General features: G+C 54.9%; 15 protein-coding genes. 2 read left to right on the top strand and 13 right to left on the bottom strand.

All coding sequences use genetic code 11. The features are described 5' to 3' along the window. Window positions 1-80 precede the first annotated feature (80 nt). The 8 genes from MNU25_RS08450 to MNU25_RS08415 all read right to left on the bottom strand — a co-directional run bounded on the left by MNU25_RS08450 (window position 81) and on the right by MNU25_RS08415 (window position 10,396). Window positions 81-1,901, bottom strand: a complete 1,821-nt coding sequence (locus MNU25_RS08450; RefSeq protein WP_240984662.1) for an ABC transporter ATP-binding protein — start codon at window positions 1,899-1,901, stop codon at window positions 81-83. A gap of 3 nt (window positions 1,902-1,904) precedes the next feature. Next, on the bottom strand, window positions 1,905-2,711 hold the full coding sequence (locus MNU25_RS08445) for an ABC transporter permease (RefSeq protein ID WP_240986782.1): 807 nt from the start codon (window positions 2,709-2,711) through the stop codon (window positions 1,905-1,907). Between the two features lie 49 nt (window positions 2,712-2,760). Then, window positions 2,761-3,819, bottom strand: a complete 1,059-nt coding sequence (gene wtpA / locus MNU25_RS08440; RefSeq protein ID WP_240984661.1) for a tungstate ABC transporter substrate-binding protein WtpA — start codon at window positions 3,817-3,819, stop codon at window positions 2,761-2,763. Window positions 3,820-3,981: 162 nt separating this feature from the next. Continuing rightward, entirely contained in the window at window positions 3,982-5,913 is a 1,932-nt protein-coding gene (locus tag MNU25_RS08435) for a molybdopterin biosynthesis protein (RefSeq protein ID WP_240984660.1), read from the bottom strand. 233 nt (window positions 5,914-6,146) lie between these two features. Continuing rightward, on the bottom strand, window positions 6,147-7,391 hold the full coding sequence (locus tag MNU25_RS08430; RefSeq protein ID WP_240984659.1) for a molybdopterin molybdotransferase MoeA: 1,245 nt from the start codon (window positions 7,389-7,391) through the stop codon (window positions 6,147-6,149). A 109-nt stretch (window positions 7,392-7,500) separates the two neighbouring features. Continuing rightward, entirely contained in the window at window positions 7,501-8,208 is a 708-nt protein-coding gene (locus MNU25_RS08425) for a HesA/MoeB/ThiF family protein (RefSeq protein ID WP_240984658.1), read from the bottom strand. A gap of 150 nt (window positions 8,209-8,358) precedes the next feature. Then, entirely contained in the window at window positions 8,359-8,583 is a 225-nt protein-coding gene (locus MNU25_RS08420) for a MoaD/ThiS family protein (RefSeq protein ID WP_240984657.1), read from the bottom strand. A 103-nt stretch (window positions 8,584-8,686) separates the two neighbouring features. Continuing rightward, a complete protein-coding gene (locus MNU25_RS08415; RefSeq protein WP_240984656.1) occupies window positions 8,687-10,396 on the bottom strand; it encodes a sigma-54-dependent Fis family transcriptional regulator in 1,710 nt (569 codons plus the stop codon). A 427-nt stretch (window positions 10,397-10,823) separates the two neighbouring features. On the opposite strand from MNU25_RS08415, the gene MNU25_RS08410 reads away from it, so the two are divergent. After that, on the top strand, window positions 10,824-12,545 hold the full coding sequence (locus MNU25_RS08410) for an aldehyde ferredoxin oxidoreductase family protein (RefSeq protein WP_240984655.1): 1,722 nt from the start codon (window positions 10,824-10,826) through the stop codon (window positions 12,543-12,545). Window positions 12,546-12,602: 57 nt separating this feature from the next. On the opposite strand, the gene MNU25_RS08405 is transcribed toward MNU25_RS08410, so the two are convergent. The 3 genes from MNU25_RS08405 to MNU25_RS08395 all read right to left on the bottom strand — a co-directional run bounded on the left by MNU25_RS08405 (window position 12,603) and on the right by MNU25_RS08395 (window position 14,956). Beyond that, the gene (locus MNU25_RS08405; protein WP_240984654.1) at window positions 12,603-12,926 is read right to left on the bottom strand and encodes a heavy metal-binding domain-containing protein; all 324 of its coding nucleotides are present in this window, start codon (window positions 12,924-12,926) and stop codon (window positions 12,603-12,605) included. A gap of 376 nt (window positions 12,927-13,302) precedes the next feature. Continuing rightward, complete coding sequence (locus tag MNU25_RS08400; protein ID WP_240984653.1) at window positions 13,303-13,782, bottom strand: CYTH domain-containing protein; 480 nt, start codon at window positions 13,780-13,782, stop codon at window positions 13,303-13,305. A gap of 274 nt (window positions 13,783-14,056) precedes the next feature. After that, window positions 14,057-14,956, bottom strand: a complete 900-nt coding sequence (locus MNU25_RS08395) for a hypothetical protein (RefSeq protein WP_240984652.1) — start codon at window positions 14,954-14,956, stop codon at window positions 14,057-14,059. A gap of 383 nt (window positions 14,957-15,339) precedes the next feature. Between MNU25_RS08395 and thiD the strand changes: the two genes are divergently transcribed. Further along, window positions 15,340-16,143, top strand: a complete 804-nt coding sequence (gene thiD, locus MNU25_RS08390; protein WP_240984651.1) for a bifunctional hydroxymethylpyrimidine kinase/phosphomethylpyrimidine kinase — start codon at window positions 15,340-15,342, stop codon at window positions 16,141-16,143. A 353-nt stretch (window positions 16,144-16,496) separates the two neighbouring features. Here thiD and MNU25_RS08385 read toward each other — a convergent pair whose 3' ends face one another. Together MNU25_RS08385 and acs are read right to left on the bottom strand one after the other, a co-directional pair. Then, window positions 16,497-17,120 (bottom strand): acetate uptake transporter, encoded by a 624-nt coding sequence (locus MNU25_RS08385; protein WP_240984650.1) that lies wholly within the window; start codon window positions 17,118-17,120, stop codon window positions 16,497-16,499. Between the two features lie 863 nt (window positions 17,121-17,983). Next, window positions 17,984-19,927 carry an acetate--CoA ligase gene (gene acs / locus MNU25_RS08380; RefSeq protein ID WP_240984649.1) on the bottom strand — a complete coding sequence of 648 codons (1,944 nt, stop codon included), beginning with the start codon at window positions 19,925-19,927 and terminating at the stop codon, window positions 17,984-17,986. Window positions 19,928-20,161 lie beyond the last annotated feature (234 nt).

Below are 20,161 nucleotides of genomic sequence, written 5' to 3'. Positions count from 1 at the left end.
GATCACCGCCAAATTCTCTGGGGATAGCGCAGCTTGGCCAGCGCGCACGATGCAATCCGTCAGAATGGAGACTAGGCCCATTAACGCATCACGTGCAGCTGTCCCGGTGGAAAATAGAGTCGCACCCTGGCACTTCTGTCTAATCCCAAGCCTTGTACTTGCTGTTTGAGAACCAAGGCCGTTAGTCCGGCCGGTTCCGCGAAATGCAGCTTACATAAAATACCCCAAGGCGTTATTTCCTCGACCACCGCCTGGACGTAATTGGCCTCATCCGTCAGTATCGTATTCCTGTGAGAGACCCCATCGCGACCTCTGCCCACCGATTCGGCGCCGAACCAAGGGCTGTGTTCTCCTCCGGCCGCTCGCGCAAAGAGCCGCCGGTCAGACTTGAGGCCTTCAACCACGATATCCTCCGGACGGATACCCAAATAGACTTCCCCTGCCTGCGGATCTTCTTCAACCTTCGGATCGTCTTCGGCCCGCGGATCTTCTGCGGCCCGCGGATCTTCTGCGGCCCGCGGATCTTTCTCGACCCGTGGATTTGTCCTTGCCTCCTGAGCTTCCTCAGTCGCATGAACTCCTTTCGCGCCGCGAGTTTCCGTACGTTTAGTTACCCTGGTTTCATCACCTCGCCCTGACCCTCCGGCTTCATGGTCCTCCCTAACTTCTCTGGCTTGATCGGCCCCTTTTGTTTCATGACTCTCTGACGCTCTATGAGCCCCCTTAGGCGCGTCTTCCTCCTCTTTTCCGCTTGGCGAATGGGTGTGCCTTTCCCCCGCTTCCCCAATTTCACGTCGAGGATACGCCTGCGGAAGCGAGCTTTCGGTCAAGAAATACCCCAGACCCGGCACCTCGACCTCCCGCGGCAATGTGTCCACTTGTTCGCAACCTCTCCCCGGCCCGCGGATGCCGGTTTTTCCAACCCGGTGCTGCACCGAACAGAATTTCCCTTTCAGGATATTATCCATCCCGATAAACCTGGCAGTCGCCACGTCCGCAGGATGGTAGAAGACGTCTTCCGTCTTTCCTGTCTGAACCACCCGACCCTGCCGCAGGATGCACACTTGATCGGCTAGGGCCCAAGCCTCTGCCTGATCATGGGTCACATAAATAGCCGTCAGTTTCAGCGTTTTAAGAATCCTGCTCAATTCGGCGCGCAGTTCCTCCCGTGTGCGTGCATCCAAAGCTGACATAGGCTCATCAAAAAGGAAAAGCTTCGGCTGCTGGATGAGAACCCTCGCAAGAGCCACACGCTGTTTTTCTCCCCCGCTTAATTGGCCCGGATATCGTTCCAACAGATGTTCTATCCGCAGGGTTTCGACAATCCCAGTAAAGCTAAACGGCTCGGAGCCTTCAGACTCCGGCCATTTGTTAAACCGGCCGTTCTCAGCCTGCGTCCCCTCACCCTGTTGGTTTACCTCCGGACATGGGAGCACAAGGGATCTTGGCGGTTTCCCAGCCAAATCCCTTTCATCCTGTCCAAGCCCCGGGCCGGGCCCACTTTCGGAAATACCCGAAACTTTGCTTAAACGCCTTGTCAGCCATGAGCCAAAAATACTCGAACGATACGCTCCCAGAAATCTCTTTGAGAAGAGAATATTCTCTCGCACACTCAGATGGGGAAAAAGGGCATAATCCTGAAACATAAAACCGATCTGACGCGTTTCCGGCGGATAGTGCGTCACCTCCCGACCGCCAAGCCAAATCCGTCCTGTGGCAGACCGGTTAAAACCGGCCACACTCTCCAAAAGGACAGACTTACCGGAGCCACTGGCGCCCAAGATCACAAGAACCTGCCCGCGCTGAAGGCGAAGCGTGATATTCCGCAGTTGAAAACTTCCCACCTGCACGGACAAATTCTCAACCGTCAGTAAATTGTCTGTCTCCGATGGGACTGCCATCTTTTAACGCCCCCGTTTCCAGACCCGAGCGTAGACTAAGCGGCGAAAGAGCAAAAACGTCGACAAAGTGATCAGGAGAAGTAAAAGTGCCGCCGCCGCCGACTGCCCCAAGTTACCGGCTAAAAAGAGTTCATAAATTTTAACCGGCGCCGTTTGCGGATAATAGGCCAAAATTATGACCGCTCCGAACTCTGCCACCGAACGGGCGTAGGTGAGCACCGTCCCGCTCAAGATGCTGCGCCCGGCAAGCGGAAGGGAAACCTGCCAAAAAACCTGGCTGGGTGAAGCTCCCAAAGTCCGGGCCGCCTTTTCCAAGCGCACGTCGACACCCTGAAAACCTTCCCGGGCCGAATTTACCATATAGGGCAAGCTGACAAAAAGCATTCCGACCACGACCCCTGCCAGCGTTCCCCAGAACTTCAGGCCCACTTGAGCCGCCAGCCGCCCGAGGAGACCGGTGCGGCCAAAAGCGTACAAAAGAGCGATGCCGGCGACAGTGTGCGGAACCGCTAAAGGCAGATCCACAATCCCTTCCACCAGCGACTTCAGAGGGAACTCGCGATGGGCAAGAAGATAAGCCAACGGGGTCCCCAACAGGGCCGCTATGCCGGCGGAAAGTAAGGCCGCCTCCAAACTCAGAAGAATGGAAGCACGCACATCAGGCATGGCGGCGACCCGGACCACAGTCTTGGCAGATTCTTGGCTAAACATAGCAACCAGTGGCAAAAGAATAAAGATGAGCAGGGCGCCCCCCAATAACCAAAAGAGGAGAAACAGGGCGCGCCCCCGCGTCGGTCCGCTTCTTGGCATAGTTTCCACAGGCCTCTCCTACTACTCTCAAAATACCCCGTTCTATATTTTACTGGGGCCAAGCCTCCACCAGACTCTTGATATCGGTGGGAACTTTGTCCATCGCCTTGGCATACGGTTTGGGCAGAAGGCCAAATCCATCCTTTTTCAAAATCGCCTGTCCTTCCGGTCCCAGGAGAAAAGCAACGTACTTTTCGGCCCAGGCTGCATGAGGAGCGTTAGTCGGAATGGTCAGCGCGTAAACGATCGGTTTCCCGGTCAATTCACCGTTTTTCGTCTTGGCTGCCGCCCCAATGTATTCCTTGCTGTAGACCGGATTACTTAGATCGATCTGAGGCGGCAGTTTAAGGTATTTCAAATGATTCTGTTTAGCATCGGATTGGTAGATGGCCAGATAATCAATCTGACCGGTTTTCAAAGCGTTAAGCAGTTCGGTTTCCGTATCCCGCATATTGGTCTGGGGCGCGTTAGCCAAGATCTTCTCTTCTAAACCCGGGGCTTTATAGTATTTCTCCGCCAGGTCTAACATTTGCAGCGTCTGGTATCCCGACGGGTCGGTGTCCGGGTTGGAACGGCCAATCTGAACGCCTTTTTGCGCCAAGACCTTGTACCAATTGTCGGGAGTGATCTTGTCCTGTCCTTTGCTCTTATCTGTGTAAACAAAGGTAATCGCGTTACTGGCAAAACCGACATACCAATCCGCATATTTCTTTTGGCCGCCGGCACCCAGCATGTACTTGGGAATCACACTATAATCGGCCACGGCTACCACATCCGCCAGTTGCTTAAGATCCGTGACCTGCTTGACCATTTTGACACTGCCGCCGAATTGGGGTTGAACCGTGACATTCGGGTATTTGGCCTGGAACTTAGCATCCAGTTCCTTGAAAGGTTTCGCCAAAGTCCCCGCGGCATAGACCGGCAGCGTCACCTTGGCTCCGGAAGCGGTTTGGCCCCCCGAACTTTTCCCCCCGGCGGCTCCCTGGGTTGCGCCACAGCCGGAAAGGAGAAGAACCCCCGCCAAAACCACCGGCAGCAATTGCTTTCCTTTTCCCGGTTTCGTCCCACTGCCTAACCCTTGGGAAACTCTTTCTTTTGTCTTAAACATTCCTGCATCCTCCCTCATAAAATACTATTTTTGTATGGGCGTCTCCGCCTGCTCATTCTGTGGCTATGACGGCGGCTCCCATAGGGTCACACATTCTTGGGCTGAAAAGTACAGGGCCCTCCCCTGATGACACTCCGAACTATTCCCCGGGGCTTTCTGGATTCACTCAGCCTGTGTTTCCCCCGGCCCGTTCATGAATTTCCCCGCGTCCCGCAGGTCATATCCTCCCATGGCCCGAACTTCCGCCTGAAAATCCGGGCTTGCGATAACTTCCAACAGCATCTCTATCCGGCGATCGGCCAGATATTCTTGCGGAATGGCCAGATCATAGCGTTCCTCCCCGATAGGAATGAAATCAAGCCCCAGAGACAAAGCGGCACTCTGGATGCCCAAGCCTGCATCGGCGCTGCCCGAAGCAATGGCCACCGCCACTCCCAGGTGGGTGAACTCTTCCCGGTCGTAACCAAGAATTTGTTGCTTGTCTACTCCCTCTTGTGCCAAGAGGTAATCCAGAAGAACGCGTGTCCCGGATCCACCCTGCCTATTTACGAAACGCAGTCTGCCGTCCGCCAGGTCCGCCAGCGTCCGAAGCTTAAGAGGGTTGCCCCGTGCCACCAACAGCCCTTGGGTGCGGTAGACCAGATTGACCAGGGCGATCCGGCGTTGGGGCAGGAGGCGCTCTAAATAAGGCCGGTTATATTCCCCGCTTTCCGGGTCCAAAAGGTGTACCCCAGCCAGATGGGCTTCCCCTTTGCGCAAAGCCATGAGCCCCGCCAGGCTGCCGACATGGGCTGAAGCCAAGGCCCCGTGGCGCCCGTTCATTTTGAGATAGCTGTCCATCAGATCGAGTGTGAGGTCATGCGAGCCGATGCAGATTAAAGTTTCTTCCAGTTCCTCCTGAGGACGCAGTAGTTCCACCTGTACGGGCGCACCTTCATGGAAACCTTCCTGCAAGCGGGGCACCCTCAAGATGCCATCAGCCCGGACCAGACTCATCGTGACGCCGGCTCCCCGGCTGATCGGAGCGGCAACCCAGCGCTCCCCCACCCGCCCCACCTTGACCCGAACGAATTCTTCACTTCCCAAACCGGAAAACACCTTTTTGTTCAAGAAAGCCCGCATAACGGGCAGTGTGCCGCTGGGCAGACCCAGTTCGTGTTTGATCCAAGCCCGCAAAAAAAGCCGGGCCGTCAAAAAGGCAGAAACAGGGTATCCCGGGATGCCGATCACCGGTTTTCCTTTAATCTCACCCAGCATGGCCGGTTTGCCCGGCTTAATCGCCATCCCGTGAGCATAAATCCGGCCAAACTTTTCGATCAGGGGAACGGTGTAGTCATCCCTGCCTTGGGAGGACCCGGCAATGATGACCAAGATATCCTGGCTGGCCTCCATTGCGAGGACGGCATTCTCCAATTGATCCCAGTCGTCTGCCACTATTGGCCAGACTTTTGCCTCTCCGCCCCACTCGGCGATCAAAGCGGAGAGAACTGTGGAATTACTGTCGACAATCTCGCCCACATTCAAAGGTTGGCCCGGTGCCCGGATCTCATCCCCCGTGGGCAAAATACCCACCCGCGGCTTGCGCCGCACCGCGAGTTCCGTAACCCCCCCCGCCAGCAAGGCCCCAAGGTCCTGGGGGCGAAGGCGGTGATGAATAGGCAGCAGGATTTCTCCTTCCACAATATCTTCGCCAACGGCGCGTACGTTACTCCAAGGGACTACGGCCTGTTGCAATAAGACCGCTTCCTCCGTCTTATTCAAGACTTCTTCCAGCATCACCACAGCGTCCATCCCTTTCGGCATGGGGTCCCCCGTATCCACGGAAAGCGCCTCACTGCCGAGTTGAAACCAGCGCGGCTGCCGCTCATTGAGCCCAAATGTCTCTCGGGCCCGCACGGCATAGCCATCCATGGCAGCGGCCGGATAGTGGGGAGAGCTGCGCTGTGCACGCACCGTTTCCCCGGTGATTCTGCCCAAAGCACAGCTGACCTTTATGGGCTCGTTTTCCGGCTGACAACGCGGGCCGAGTTCTCTCATCATCAAGGCCAAGGCCTCTTCCCAAGCCTGGTTTTGCAAATAGATCTTCTGCTCCATACTCGCTCCCCCATCCCAACTTACCTATACTCGGCCAAAGTCAATTCAACTTTAGAGATCCGGACAGAGCCCTTTTAAAGAAACTTTTCCGCCAACAATTTATCCAAAGTGAAGACTCCCACTTCTGCAAGTGGGAGTGGGTCCCACGTACCCCGCTTCGGGGGGTAAACTCCCCCACCGAAGTCTCGATGTTCAGCTTTAGCTGAACGAGTTCACTCTTTGACAGCTTTGCTTTAAAATCGTCTCAGGGGCCGCACTCTCACCTTTTCGCCGGCCTGGATCCCTTCAACATTCAAAGGGATATGCACCAGCCCGTTCGCTAAAACCATGGTCCGGATGAGACCGGATTTCCCACGCACGGGTTCGGCCAACCACAACTCATCTTTCTGTTCGAGACGCACCCGGATAAACTCTTCGCGCCCTGTTCCCGAATAGACGTTTTGGGTAAGCTCTGCCTGCGGCAAAGGGAACTCCGGCCGCCGTCGTGAACCATCCAAGAGGGGCCTGACCAGAGTGTCGAACACGACCATCGCTGAGGCGGGATGCCCCGGTAAACCGATGATGATCTTACCCCCCACCACTCCCCCAATTGTCGGCTTGCCGGGTCTCAAAGCCAAACCATGAAAAAGAAGCCCCGGCCTCCCCAATTCATCCACCATCTGAGCCGTCAAATCCCTCGCCCCCACGGAGCTTCCTCCGGAAAGTATGACCACATCATTTTCCGCCAGCATCTGCTCCAAAACGGGCCGCAACTCAGCGGGTTCATCCGCGGCGATACCATAGTAATGCGTTGCAAATCCGGCTGCGACGGCTTGACCCAAAAGGGTGTAGCCATTGATATCCCGCGATTGGGCAGGCTGCGGTTCCGACTCGGGGGATACGATTTCATCTCCGGTGGAGAGAATTCCCACCCGCACACGGGGCAGAACCGGAACGCTCAGGATACCCTGGGAAGCAAGCAGCCCCATCTCCTGCGCCCGGATGACGGTGTATTGGGGCAGGATAACCTCGCCGGCCTGCACATCCTCTCCGATGTCAATGACATTTTCTCCGGGTGCCACCGCTTTCGTCACCCCGTAAAGCCCTTGGCCGAAATCTTCCAGGTGTTCCAACATGACCACCGCGTCGGCCTGCGCCGGAAGCATTCCACCCGTAGGGATAAGAAGGCTTTGCCCCGATTCCAAGGTTTCCCGCGGGGCCCGCCCCATCGTGACTTCACCCCGCACTTGCACCAGGGCCGGCAGACTTTCGCTTGCGCCAAAGGTATCCTGGGCCCGGACTGCCAAACCGTCCACCGTCGACTTTCGAAAATGCGGCAGCGGTCCCCCGGCGGGAACATCAACGGCCACGACCCGCCCCCAGGATGCGCTGAGGGGAACTTCTTCTCTCCTTTCATATAAGGGCCGGACGTAAGGTTCCAGCACCTTTAAAGCATCGTCCAGAGTGATCACGGAAAAAAGTTCCTTGCCCCACCCCATGTTCAATCCTCCCCTACCCCCGCCGTCCTGAGGGATTATAGCGGTCGCAATCCCCAGGCGGTAAAAATACGCGATCAAAATGCTTAGTTTGCAGGCGCACAAGGTGCTTTCACAAAGTCTCCCCCGAAAGCCTGAAAAGTTCAAACTCCATGGCCAATAAATCGATTTGCAGCCAGGAACCACGCAGGGCCGGGGATTTTCCTGTGAGCACCTTAACCCCTTCCGCCACCGCCAAACTTGCCACGACGGCGGGGGTAAAAGCCGGGTTGCCCCAGAGCGTCTCAATCCCCTTGTCCCCTCCTTTCAATAATCGGGCCACACAATACTCCCCCGGGAAGCTAAGACCCAAAATCCCAAACCAGCCGCCGATAGCGGCATAAAGCAGCGGAATTCCCAGCGTATGGCAGGAACGTTCCAAGGCTAAGCGGGCAGAAAGGGAATCCAAAGCATCGCAAACCAGATCGGCTCCCGCCAAAAGCTGCGCGGAATCTTCTTCCCTGAACCAAGCGCAAGCGGCATCTACTTTCGTACCTGAATTAATCCGCCGAATTCGCTCCCGTCCCGCTTCGGCCTTCCACTCACCGATATTGTCTTCGGCAGCCAGAATTTGGCGATTCAGGTTGGTCACATCGATTCGGTCCCCGTCGATCAGGACCAGGTGACCGACCCCCACCCGGGCCATCTCTTCACTGATATATCCACCCAGACCCCCGCAACCTGCAATAACCACTGTCGCCTTTGCCAGTTTTGCCTGCTCATCCTGAGAAATCGTTTTCTGATTACGCAAATAGCGGTCGGCGAATTTCTTCGGTTCCACGGCTAGAACCTCCCTCAAAACACCATTAAATTTCGTCAAAGGGGCAGAGCGGATGAGGATTATCAACGGTCCGGATTAGAGTCAGCCGATACGAAAAGGCAGACATCGTCGGGCACGATCTCCATTTTCTCTATGACAAACTAGTTTTCTTTATCCCCCGCCGATCGGGGGAAAAGCGGACATCACGTCACCTTCGCTGAGAACCTGACAAACCTTGGCTTCCCGTCCGTTGACCAAAAGGACGGACACCTCTTCCTGCTTTATATTCAGGCGTTCAAGGACTTCACCAACAACTGTCCCTTCAGACAGGTCCCATGTGACAGCCTTAAATCGCCCCTCCCGGAGTGTGGCAAAGAGTTTAATGGTAACCTCCACAGAAATCCCCTCCTTCCCGGCGAGTCTTCCCTCTGCAAATGACTGAACTCTTCCGCCGTATTTTATGGGTGCGCAGTGCTCCTTTTGCCCCTCCCGCTAATCCTTAATGAAGTTTGATTTCCAACTCCTTCAGTTTTCGGTAGAGGGTGTTGCGTCCGATGCCCAGCAAACGGGCCGCCGGAGCGATCCTGCCTCCTGAACGGCTGAGAGCCTCCAAAATGGTCTCCCGCGTCTGGACGCGTAATAGTCCGGCTGGCGGTGTCCCGGCGGACGACAACGGAGATTGGGTGTGGGGTTCAACCTCTTGCGCTGCTTTAATCTCCTGAGAGCCCAGGTCCGTGGTCGGGCACAGAATTTCGGGAGGAAGATCCTCGACCGTTAGGCAGGGACCGTTCGCCAAGGCGCACATGCTTTCCACACAGTTTTCCAACTCACGGACATTACCGGGCCAGGAATAAGCGAGAAAGGCTGAGTAAACTTCGGGCGCAATTTGCCGGATTTTACCGTCAGGGCAGAACTTAGCCATAAAATGGGGAACCAAGTCGAACACGTCGTGAAGGCGTTCCCGCAAGGGGGGAAGATCGATCGTAATCACTTTTAACCGGTAATAGAGATCGAGCCGAAACTTGCCTTGGTGTACCAAGTCAGCCAAATTGCGATGGGTCGCCGCAATCACGCGCACATCCAGGGGCCGCGCCTTTCCCGAGCCGATACGGTAAATTTCCTTATCCTGGAGCACCCTGAGGAGAGCCAACTGTACCTTGACAGAAATGTCCCCGATTTCGTCCAAAAAAATAGTTCCCCTTCGGGCCAATTCAAACTTGCCCGGCTTGCCTCCGCGTTTTGCCCCCGTAAAAGCCCCTTCCGCATAGCCAAAAAGTTCGCTTTCCACCAAGGAATCCGGCAGGGCGGAACAATTGAGTGCGACAAAAGGCCCGTCCCGGCGGGGGCTGAGAAGGTGAATATGCCGGGCGATGATTTCTTTGCCCGTGCCGCTCTCTCCCAGGAGGAGGACAGAGGTCGATGTCGCCGCGACTTTAGCCGCTCGCTGTAAAATCCGGCGGCTGGCCTCGCCGGAGCCAACCCAAAGAGGATATGTCAGAAGCTGGGAATCGTCGGAAGCCGGCAATGGACGAAGGAGTGGGGGGGAACCGACGGCTGCGGTTTCGAAATAAGGGGTAGAGCCGCAGATCGGAGTGGTTTCTCTGCGTTCGTAGTTCGCAAGACGAAGATTCACTTCGATCATGCGAGCACCCAGAATCGCCAACTCCAGAAAGCGGGCTTGGCTAAGTGCGGCGTGAGCGCTGATGTCCAGGATACCGATGGTACCGGCGTCCGGGCCGAGGATGGGGGCCGCCCAAGAGCAGAGAAAGTGATTCTCCTGGACAAAGTGTTCCGCCCCGAGAACGCGTACGGGAGTTTTTTCAATTAAAGCCGTGCCGATCGCGTTTGTTCCTTTCACAGTCTCACGCCAAGAAACACCCGGTGTTAAGTAAACCGTCCGGGACTTCGTTAAGAAGAAAGGATCCCCACGCGAATCCATAATATAACCGTCCCGGTCACTCAAGAGAAGCGCGTGATTGCATCCTTTTAGAATATTAAAAAGCAGGGAAAGGACAGGGCGGGCCGCATGCAATAAAGACTCCTCCAGGTGCAAACGTTCTTCCAGTAAACGCGCCGGCAAGATGTCATTGTCTGCAATCCGCTCGTAATCGATCATATGGTTGAGGCAGCGCTGCCAAGAGCGCAAAATAACCGGTTCGACCCCGATGGGCTCTTCACCATGGACAAAAGCAACCCAAGCGCTTTTCATACCCGTCCCTCCGAAGTTCAAACGGTTGGCAATATTTTAAAAATATCCTGTCTTAAAACAGAATAGCATAGGATCCCATGTTGTACAAGAACCTTGAAAGTGTTTCGCACCCACTGTTCCGTTTTGGAGCAGGGCGTGGAACAGAAGTGTATTATCTGGGAGCCATGAAGTCAGGCCCCTCGTGCCCGAACACCGTTGTCTAAACGCCCAAGACACTCGCAAGCCGCATGGCAGCCGGGGTGAGGAAAAAGTCAGACCGCAAAACTGTATTGGCACAGTCCTTGCAATATGCAATATTTACAGAGCCGACACTTTGATACTCCGGCTCTAAGGATCATATTCTAAGCGGCCTTCTTACCCGGCACCGCCGGCAGTCCGGACCCCATAATCCGAGTACGAGGGAATTCTAAGCAAAGGGAGGGGTTTCATGAAAATCTACCGCATCAACCTGACCCATTTAACAGCCGTTACAGAGGAGGTTCCGCCGGAATGGCGGGCACTCGGGGGGCGGGCTTTGTCTTCGGCCATAGTGGCTAAGGAAGTTGACCCGTTGTGCCACCCATTGGGAGCCAACAACAAATTAATATTAGCGCCGGGACTCTTGTCTGCGACTACTGCGCCCAATTCCGGACGTCTTTCTGTCGGTGCGAAAAGCCCGCTCACCGGAGGGATCAAAGAAAGCAATGCCGGGGGCAGTGCGGCTCAGAAATTGACGCGGCTCGGCATCAAGGCAGTCATCATAGAGGGCAAGCCGCCGGGGAAAGCCTTTTACTGCATCCACATCAACAGCCAAGGCGTGATAATTACTGAAGAGAAAGAGCTTGTTGGCAAAGGTAACTATGAGGTCGTTCACAGGGTGAGTGAAAAATACGGCGCTGATGTGGGCGTGCTCACGATTGGCCAGGCGGGCGAATATCGGATGACGGCCGCCAACATCTCAGTAAAAGATCCGGACGGCAACCTGCGCAGCGCCGGGCGGGGCGGCATGGGCGCTGTCATGGGTTCGAAACAAATCAAATATATTGCCATCGATGATAGCCACTCCTCGGGGCCGGAGCTGGTCAATGGCGAGAAATTCCGCGCGGCGGCCAAGGCTTTTGCCCAGGCCCTGACCGAACACGCGGTGACGGGCCAGGGGCTGCCCCAATATGGGACAGATATACTCATCAATATCATGAATGAAGCGGGCGGCCTGCCAACCCAAAACTTCCGGCGCGGCAATTTTTTCGGCGCCGACAAAATCAGCGGGGAAACCCTATATGACACAATCCTGGCCCGCAAAGGCAAGCCGACCCATGCCTGTCATCTGGGTTGCATGATTCGTTGTTCTCAAGTCTATAATGACCCAGAGGGAAATTATGTTACTTCCGGCTTTGAGTATGAGACGATTTGGGGCTTCGGGGCCGGCTGCCTGATCGACGATTTGGATATCATTGCCCAAGCGGACCGGATTTGTGATGATATCGGGCTGGACTCCATTGAAGCGGCGGTAACCGTAGGTGTGGCCATGGAAGGCGGCGTCATTCCCTTCGGTGACGGCCAAGGCCTCTTGAATCTGCTCAGTGAAGTACAGAAAGGCAGCTACTTGGGCCGTATCCTTGGCAATGGGGCTGCTTTTACCGGCAGAGCCTTAGGAGTGACACGTGTCCCAGTGGTCAAAGGACAGGGGATACCGGCCTATGACCCGCGGGTCGTCAAAGGACAGGGCCTGACGTTTGCCACCTCACCCATGGGAGCGGACCATACGGCAGGGTATGCTGTCACTGCCAACATTTTAAAAGTCGGAGGCTATGTCGATCCCTTGCAGAAACAAGGACAAGTCGAATTGTCACGCAACCTGCAGATTGCTACTGCCGCCATCGATAGTGCGGGCTTATGCCTTTTCGTGGCCTTTGCCGTCCTCGACATCCCTGCGGCCTTTGACGCCATCGTGGATATGCTCAATGCCCAATATGGTTTGAGCTTAACGGGTGACGACATTTCGGAATTGGGTAAAACCGTCCTCCGTACCGAACGCGCTTTCAACCGAGCCGCCGGCTTCACGAACAAAGATGATCGCCTTCCGGAGTTCTTCAAAGAGAAATGCCCGCCCCACAATGCCACCTGGGACTTTACGGATGAAGAAATCGATCAGGTTTTCGACTTCTAAGCAAGAATGATCAGCCCAGCAAAAATCAGCAAATCGACCCTCAGTGCTATCCCCATTTTAGCCCTTCTTCTCTACGACCACCGCTGTCCCATAGGCCACAATTTCACTCATGGTCTGCCCAATTTCACTGGAATCAAATCTCATCATGACGACCGCATTAGCGCCCATGGCTTGCGCATTGCTCACCAAGCGGTCAACCGCTTGTTTACGGGTGTCTTCCAGCAAGGCCGTGTATTCATGGATTTCCCCGCCGACCAGACTGCGTAAACCGGCTACCACATTCCCGCCTAAACCCCGGCTGCGAACCACAACTCCGAATACCTGGCCTTTGACATCGGTCACCTCATAGCCTCTTATGTTCTCAGTGGTAACGACTAACATGCCATCTCCCCCTTCTAAAATCGGCTCCAATTCCATTCTACTCTCCTATTGTACTCGAAAACAGCCTCTGGAATGTAGCTGTCTCTCAACTCTCTCTGCTCGGATATCACCGGCTCAACCAGAAGTTCATCTTCTGGGTCAAAGGGCGGATCGTCAAGTATACGGAAAGCTGGAGGTTAGGCTTCACACTGACATTCTTTTTCCGTTTCGAGTAGTCCTGCCACTCACCCTCATTGCCGTGATCAGTTGCGCTGTTTTGAGTAAACTGTCAAGGTCCTGGGCGGATTACCCTCTGCCACTGGGAAATAAGGACATCCCATTACCACGCTCGAGACGTCCGTAGAACATGACCATTGAAGGTCCTTTTCCTAAGTCCTCATTTCTCCTGCCAACGCTCAAAAGGCCTCTGCGCTAAGTTATAGTTAAAATAGCGTGGATCCTGAGTGATCTCCGCCTCCGCATTCACCCACTCCGGAAAGCGGAGCGGGTAATCCAGACTGGGCATCTCTACATCTACCGTAACCAGACCCGTATTTTCTCCCGCATAGACATCGACTTCCCAAATGAGGGAACCGTGGGGGAGAGAATAGCGGGTTTTTTCAATTAGCGGAACAATGGCCAGCTCGCACAGCGTCCGGCGCTCTTCCGCAGAGGCAAAGGATTTTTCCGCTTCGAACTCAAAACGGCTGCCATCGGGCTTAAGCGTCTTAATCGCCAGCACGGCCCGGTCGCCGCTGAGGCGAAAGCGAATTTGCGGCTCGCGCTGCAGATACCCCTGGACGAAGTGCTGCCCTCCCTTGAGCTCAGGCAGTTTTTCTTTAAATACGAGGAACTTGCGCTCTATTTCTGTACTCATGACCCAGCCCCCATCGCCTTCATAATCGTACTCATCCTGCATCCTGGCCCTTCTGAATCTCCCCATGGCTGAAGCCGGCAAAAGCCGGGGGCATGCGGCTGAGCCTCTTGGTCAACCTTATGCCAACGACTTTCCACAGCAGAAAGATCTATCCGCTACCGTAACCTTTCATCCTTGTGCGCCCTATGCTTTGACAAGTCTTAGACAAGTCAGCGCAGTTTCATCCCCCGCCGCGCGGAAGGTCTGTTGTACTTCCTTTTGGCCGTGCGCTCACTCAGGGCTTCCGGGCCATGACAGACAAAATCAAAGCCTCAACCGATTCCTCGACCGACCACTTCCACGTCTTGACACCGCCCCACTCGAACCGCGGAAAAAACCCCGCCTCAGGCCGCAAAACCAGCGGATTGGCTCCGCAGATCGGAACCCCCCGCCAACGAACATCCGAATTGACCAACACGATACCTCCCGGCCGCACCGTCCAGGCGAGCCAAGATAAATGGGAAAGCATCAAGTGGCGCAGAACCTGCCCCAGAAGGGGGTACGGGAACTCTTTTGCCTCTGCGGCCAAGCGTCTCTGACCTTCCTGCCACGATATTCCGGTTACCTGCCAGATCCTTTCGGTTACAGGCCAGACTATCTGTGACAGAAGGCACTGGCTTATGGCAACGTCTACGGAGCCCTGCCCGGGAACGCCCCCCGGGGCCCCTTGTGGCAACCCTTCCAGCCAAGAAACTTTACCGAGTTCGGACAACGCCCAAGCCAAATCCCCGGGATCCTTCTCCGTTTGTGTCAGGAACAAGTCAATCCCGTCGACGAGTCCGCCCGCGTCGCCGATCCAAGTTTTTGTGTCAGCCAGTATACTGCCTTCCTCATTCCGGCCCCAGGCAGCCGCGTTTAAAGCTCGGCTTATGGCGTCTCCATCAATATCGACCAGCCACAGTTCAGACGCCAAACCCGCCAGCTCAGGCAAATTCAAGTCGTTCGCATTTCCAGCCCCCGCAACGAGTATGCGGCTATCCGTCCCTGTCCTGGCCATCGTTTTCCGCTCAGCCTTCTCCAAGTCTGCCGCCTCCCGGATACGCCGCATCGTTTGCTCACGGTGCGAATCGTAATTCGCCCCAACATCCGCCGTCGTGCGGTTTGCCAGTTTCTGGATCCGGCGGTAATCCAGCATAGTCACCCTGTCCTTTCGCTAAATCTCCTAAGGTTTGTACCACGGTCCTTACCGCGCGCTCACGAGCACAGAAACTTGATCGGCCCTGATAAGAAGCCCAAAGCAATGGCGGTGCTCCCAACCTTAAATGTCCTATAAGATTACACTATAAGCGCAAACCTGTCTTTTCTCAACGATTTTTGTCCTGCATGGGCACCGATTCTCCAAAATGGGCAAACCTCAGCCGGGGCAAATGATGACGGGCCTTCCCTAAACGCAGTTTATGTTATATAATCAGAACGACCGTTCTGGGCCAGGTTGAAGGCTGTGGTCCCTCTGCTTGTCAATGTAAGAATCTCACGCTCGTCTGCAAACTTACAAACGCACCGGGAGGAGGTCCCGAAATGAAGAAGGTACTGACCATCGCCGGCTCCGACGGCAGCGGCGGAGCCGGAATTCAAGCGGACTTAAAGACCTTTGCCGCCCATGGGGTATTCGGCCTGAGCGTAATCACCGCCGTGACCGCGCAGAATACCCTGGGAGTGCAGGCCGTACAAGACATTGACCGGGAGATGGTCTCTAAACAAATCGAAGCCGTCTTTGACGATATCGAGGTGGACGCCGTAAAAATCGGTATGGTTTCCCAGACCGCCACCATTGAAACGATCGCCGGGGCTCTCAAAAAATACACCCCTGAACATATTGTGCTCGATCCGGTCATGGCAGCCAAAAATGGCTGCCACCTTCTGAAGAAGGAGGCGGAAACGCTGCTGATTAAGGAGTTGTTCCCACTGGCTGAAATCGTGACTCCCAACATTCCGGAAGCAGAAGCCATCACCGGCTTGGGAATCGACAACTTGCAGCAGATGGAAGAGGCAGCCGCCGCCATTTTCCGTCTGGGCGCCAGAAATGTCCTCTTAAAAGGGGGACATCTTGAGGGTAACCCAACAGATATTCTCTATAATGGCCGCGAGTTTCTGTATTTTACTCAAGCCCGCATTGAGACCAAGAACACCCACGGAACAGGCTGCACCCTATCATCTGCCATCGCCGCCAACCTTGCCCTCGGCCGGGAGGTGGAAGAGGCCATCACCCTAGCCAAAGACTACATCACGGTTGCCATCGAGCACTCTCTGCCGCTCGGGCGAGGGGCCGGTCCGACTCATCACTTCTATGCGCTCTACAAAAAGGCGGGCTTAATTCCGTGAGTCTATGTAATACAAAGTGAGAATCCGGCAGAAATTAGGCGGACGCCGAACCCCAGCCGGTGTTGCTGCGCGGCGGCATGGGGATATGGGTGTATATGTGGATATATGAAAAAAAAGGGCTCGGGGAGTAACCCCCGAGCCTTCTGCCGATTGGCCTATTTTAGTATCCGTCGCTTGCCTTTGGCAACCGCCACTTCGTTTGTCAAAAGTACTCTCACCCGGATTTGCAGTCGTAACTTTATCCGGTCGTGAGACTTCCGCTTCTACAAGTGAGAGTGGTACTTTGAAAGCTTGCGGTTCGGCGATAGTGTCCACAGGACACTATCGTGATGTTCAGCTTTAGCTGAACAAGTTCACTTCGCCGCCGTACCCGACTTGATCACAATCCGTTGACGCGGGCCGGTAGGCAAAACCGTCCGGCCGTAAATGGGGTTAATGACTCCGGCGGCGGAGGTATACCAAGCGCAGATGGCCGTGATAATGCCAAAGTAACCCCCGGCCACCGGCGACATCAAGCCGAAATTCGCCAGGTCGAGCAGGATAAAAGTGATCTCCAAGAACGTAAACACCGCCAGCAAGGCATTGTTAAGTCTGAAGGTGGCAATCCACATATACGTGTTGAATACGGTGAAACCGACAAGGAATAAGCCGATGGCGATCGGCTCGGAGCTGCCGAAACTGATAAGTTTCAGACCTCCCAAGATAATGATTGAGGCCAAGGACAGCCAAAATGCTCCATACGTGGTAAAGGCGGCCGCCCCAAACGTATTGTTTTTCTTAAATTCCCACATGCCCGCCAGGATCTGGGCAATCCCGCCATAGAAGAGAGCGACCGGGACAAAGAGAGCGCCTAACGCGGCTGGTACCAGCTGAGCATTTGACATGCTCAGGATAAAAGTTGTCAGGGCAAAACCAGCTAGGCCCAGAGGGCCGGGATCGGCAATCGAGCTTTCGCGGATTTCCGTAACTTCTGCCATCTCAATTCTACCTCCCTATTATTTCCCATTCACATGGCCATCGCCAAGGGAGCTCTTCAGACCTTTTTGAGCAAGGTCTTCTTCTGTGAGATCGTCTTTATTTTTTCGGGGTCACGCTTTTTCTGACTTAAGTCTTGCTTGATTCTTTTTTTAAAATCAGGCCTTCCTCAACCGAAATTCATAAGGTTTTCTTCCGGTCTTACTTAGGTTAGTTCTTGTTTTTCCTAGATCGGATTTTGTCTTGTTTAACTCAAATCTTACTTCGGGCAAATCTTGCTTAAGTCGAATCTTGCTTGGCTCAAATCTTACTTGGGTCGAGCCTTACTTCATCAGATCTTGCTTAAGCCAGATCTTCTTTAACCACGACCTCTCTCACCGGACCTTTCTCATCGCTTTTTTTACCGGGGCTATTTGCTTAACCCTTGGAGCCCCAGGGAACCTTATCGCGAATCGGTCCCCTTGAGACTCCCAGAGCTGCCGCCAGTTTGACTGAACACTTTGAATATTTGTTCCCGTCTGCTTCCGGGGAAAGAGCCTTGCTCTCTTTCCCCGGAAGCTCGCAGTTCAGAACCCGGGCCTTACCGAGGCTAAAGTTTATGCTGTTTTCTTCCGTTTCGCTGGCCTGCACTTTTTACCGTTGGCACCCCTGTACCGTTTTATACCGTTGTTATGCCGCCGTACCGTTTTCTATTGCTTTGCCGTTTTATGCCGTAGTAACGTTTTGTACCGCCGTTTTCTGCCGCTTTACCGTTTTCTGCCGCTTTACCGTTTTACACAGTCTATACGGCTCTAAACCGATTTATGCTAAGGTCGAGCGTTTGTACCGCTTCATCGAATTCCTTGCCGCCACAGACCACAAGTGCTCACGCTTCGTCTTTGTACTGTTCCTTCAAGGAATTAACCACCGAAGCGTCGGCCAGCGTGGTCGTGTCCCCCAAAGCGCGTCCCTCGGCGATGTCGCGCAGGAGACGGCGCATAATTTTACCGCTGCGGGTTTTCGGCAGCTCGGCCGTGAAGAAAATGTCATCCGGCCGGGCCAAAGCTCCTATCTTCGTGGCAACGTGAGCCTTTAACTCGTCCACCAGCCCGTCTGTTACTTCGACACTCTCTTTCAAGGTGACGAAGGCCGACACGGCTTGCCCTTTTACTTCATGAGTCTTCCCGATGCAGGCCGCCTCCGCGACCGAGGGGTGGTCCACGAGGGCACTCTCGACTTCCATGGTTCCGATACGGTGCCCGGATACGTTGATCACGTCATCAACCCTGCCCAGCACCCAGAAGTAGCCGTCTTCATCCCATTTGGCTCCGTCTCCGGTAAAATACACACCCGGCCAGGTGCCGTAATAGGTGCTGGCATAGCGGTCCGGATCTCCGTAGATGGTGCGCAGCATAGCCGGCCAGGGCTCACGCACGGTCAGATATCCTCCGCTGCCTTTCGGAACCGGATTGCCGCCTTTATCCACAACCTGTACTACGATCCCCGGGAAGGGAACCGTGCAGGAACCCGGTTTTAAAGCGGTGATGCCCGGCAACGGGGTCATCATGATCATGCCGGTCTCGGTTTGCCACCAGGTATCGACAATCGGACATTTCTCGCCGCCGATATACTTATAATACCACATCCAAGCTTCCGGATTGATGGGCTCGCCGACCGTTCCCAAAAGCCTCAGGCTGGACAGATCCCGCCTTTGCGGGTAACTGGGACCCCACTTCATGAACGTCCGGATCGAAGTCGGCGCGGTGTAAAGAATCGTCACCCGATATTTCTCGATGATTTGCCAAAAACGATCTTTGGCCGGGTAATCCGGAGCCCCCTCATACATGATGACAGTCGACCCGTTCGCCAGAGGCCCATAGACAATATAACTGTGTCCCGTGACCCAGCCCACATCGGCCGTACACCAGAAGACATCCTCGTCCTTAATATCGAAGATCATACTGTGGGTTGCCGAAACGCCGACCATGTAACCTCCGGTCGTGTGTACAACCCCTTTCGGTTTCCCGGTTGTGCCGCTGGTATAAAGAATGTAGAGCGCATCTTCGGCATCCATGCTTTCCGCTTCACATTTCGCGGACGCCTTTTGCATCGCTTCGTGGTACCAGATGTCCCGGTCTTCCTGCATGTTAACGTCCGTCCCGGTTCTCTTGACCACGACGACATGCTCTATGCTGTCGCTCCCTTGCAAAGCCACATCGGCATTGGCCTTGAGCGGAACTATATTGCCCCGCCGATAGCTGCCGTCCGACGTGACCAGGACTTTGGCCTGCGAGTCATTAATCCGGTCCCGCAACGACTCCGCGCTAAACCCGCCGAAAACCACGCTGTGCGGAGCGCCGACCCGGGCGCAGGCCAGCATGGCAATAGCTGCCTCGGGAATCATGGGCAGGTAAATAGTCACTCTATCCCCTTTTCTCACTCCCAGAGACTTCAGTACATTGGCAAACTGCGAAACCTCCCGGTGCAGGTCCTGATACGTGAGCACACGGCTGTCCCCGGGCTCTCCCTCAAAGACTAAGGCAGCCTTGTTGCGGCGCCAACCGCTGAGATGGCGATCCAGGCAATTATACGAGGCGTTGAGCTTTCCGTCCACAAACCATTTGGCGAAAGGAGGCTGCCAATCAAGCACTTCCTTCCAAGGTTCGAACCAAGTGATCCGTTCGGCTTGTTTCGCCCAAAAGCCCAAACGATCTTCCTCAGCTTCACGATACACGTCCGTGCTGGCAACATTAGCCTGGGCCTTGAATTCCTCCGGCGGTTGAAAGAGCCGAGTTTCTTCCAGTAAAGCTTCAAAACGTTCTTCCGACATAGTTAACTCCTCCATTTTTAAATATTCCCATTTTTCTAACCCCCGTCCGGGTACACCGGCTGCTCCGCCACCCAAGCCCGGCGGCGCCGAGCGCCCGGAATGAAACGGGTTTTTCCACGCCCGGGCATCCCCTTGTTCTTTCTGCTCGCCCCCTCTCGGATTTCCCGGGATGTCTCGTATCCTGAAACTCTGTTCTTAGCTAATTATAGCACAGAAAATTGTGAAAGTTCCTTT

The organism is Acididesulfobacillus acetoxydans (assembly GCF_902729405.1).
GTDB classification, from domain to species: Bacteria; Bacillota; Desulfitobacteriia; order Desulfitobacteriales; family Desulfitobacteriaceae; genus Acididesulfobacillus; species Acididesulfobacillus acetoxydans.
This window is presented reverse-complemented; position numbering and strand designations above follow the sequence as displayed.

Excerpts from the sequence above, each read along its gene's own strand:
- MNU25_RS08395 (WP_240984652.1), bottom strand. The coding sequence starts at position 14,956 with ATGCTGGATTACCGCCGGATCCAGAAACTGGCAAACCGCACGACGGCG.
- MNU25_RS08430 (WP_240984659.1), bottom strand. The coding sequence starts at position 7,391 with ATGGGGTGGGGCAAGGAACTTTTTTCCGTGATCACTCTGGACGATGCT.
- MNU25_RS08445 (WP_240986782.1), bottom strand. The coding sequence starts at position 2,711 with ATGCCAAGAAGCGGACCGACGCGGGGGCGCGCCCTGTTTCTCCTCTTT.
- MNU25_RS08435 (WP_240984660.1), bottom strand. The coding sequence starts at position 5,913 with ATGGAGCAGAAGATCTATTTGCAAAACCAGGCTTGGGAAGAGGCCTTG.
- MNU25_RS08405 (WP_240984654.1), bottom strand. The coding sequence starts at position 12,926 with ATGTTAGTCGTTACCACTGAGAACATAAGAGGCTATGAGGTGACCGAT.
- MNU25_RS08385 (WP_240984650.1), bottom strand. The coding sequence starts at position 17,120 with ATGGCAGAAGTTACGGAAATCCGCGAAAGCTCGATTGCCGATCCCGGC.
- MNU25_RS08450 (WP_240984662.1), bottom strand. The coding sequence starts at position 1,901 with ATGGCAGTCCCATCGGAGACAGACAATTTACTGACGGTTGAGAATTTG.
- thiD (WP_240984651.1), top strand. The coding sequence starts at position 15,340 with ATGAAGAAGGTACTGACCATCGCCGGCTCCGACGGCAGCGGCGGAGCC.
- MNU25_RS08415 (WP_240984656.1), bottom strand. The coding sequence starts at position 10,396 with ATGAAAAGCGCTTGGGTTGCTTTTGTCCATGGTGAAGAGCCCATCGGG.
- acs (WP_240984649.1), bottom strand. The coding sequence starts at position 19,927 with ATGTCGGAAGAACGTTTTGAAGCTTTACTGGAAGAAACTCGGCTCTTT.
- MNU25_RS08410 (WP_240984655.1), top strand. The coding sequence starts at position 10,824 with ATGAAAATCTACCGCATCAACCTGACCCATTTAACAGCCGTTACAGAG.
- wtpA (WP_240984661.1), bottom strand. The coding sequence starts at position 3,819 with ATGTTTAAGACAAAAGAAAGAGTTTCCCAAGGGTTAGGCAGTGGGACG.
- MNU25_RS08400 (WP_240984653.1), bottom strand. The coding sequence starts at position 13,782 with ATGAGTACAGAAATAGAGCGCAAGTTCCTCGTATTTAAAGAAAAACTG.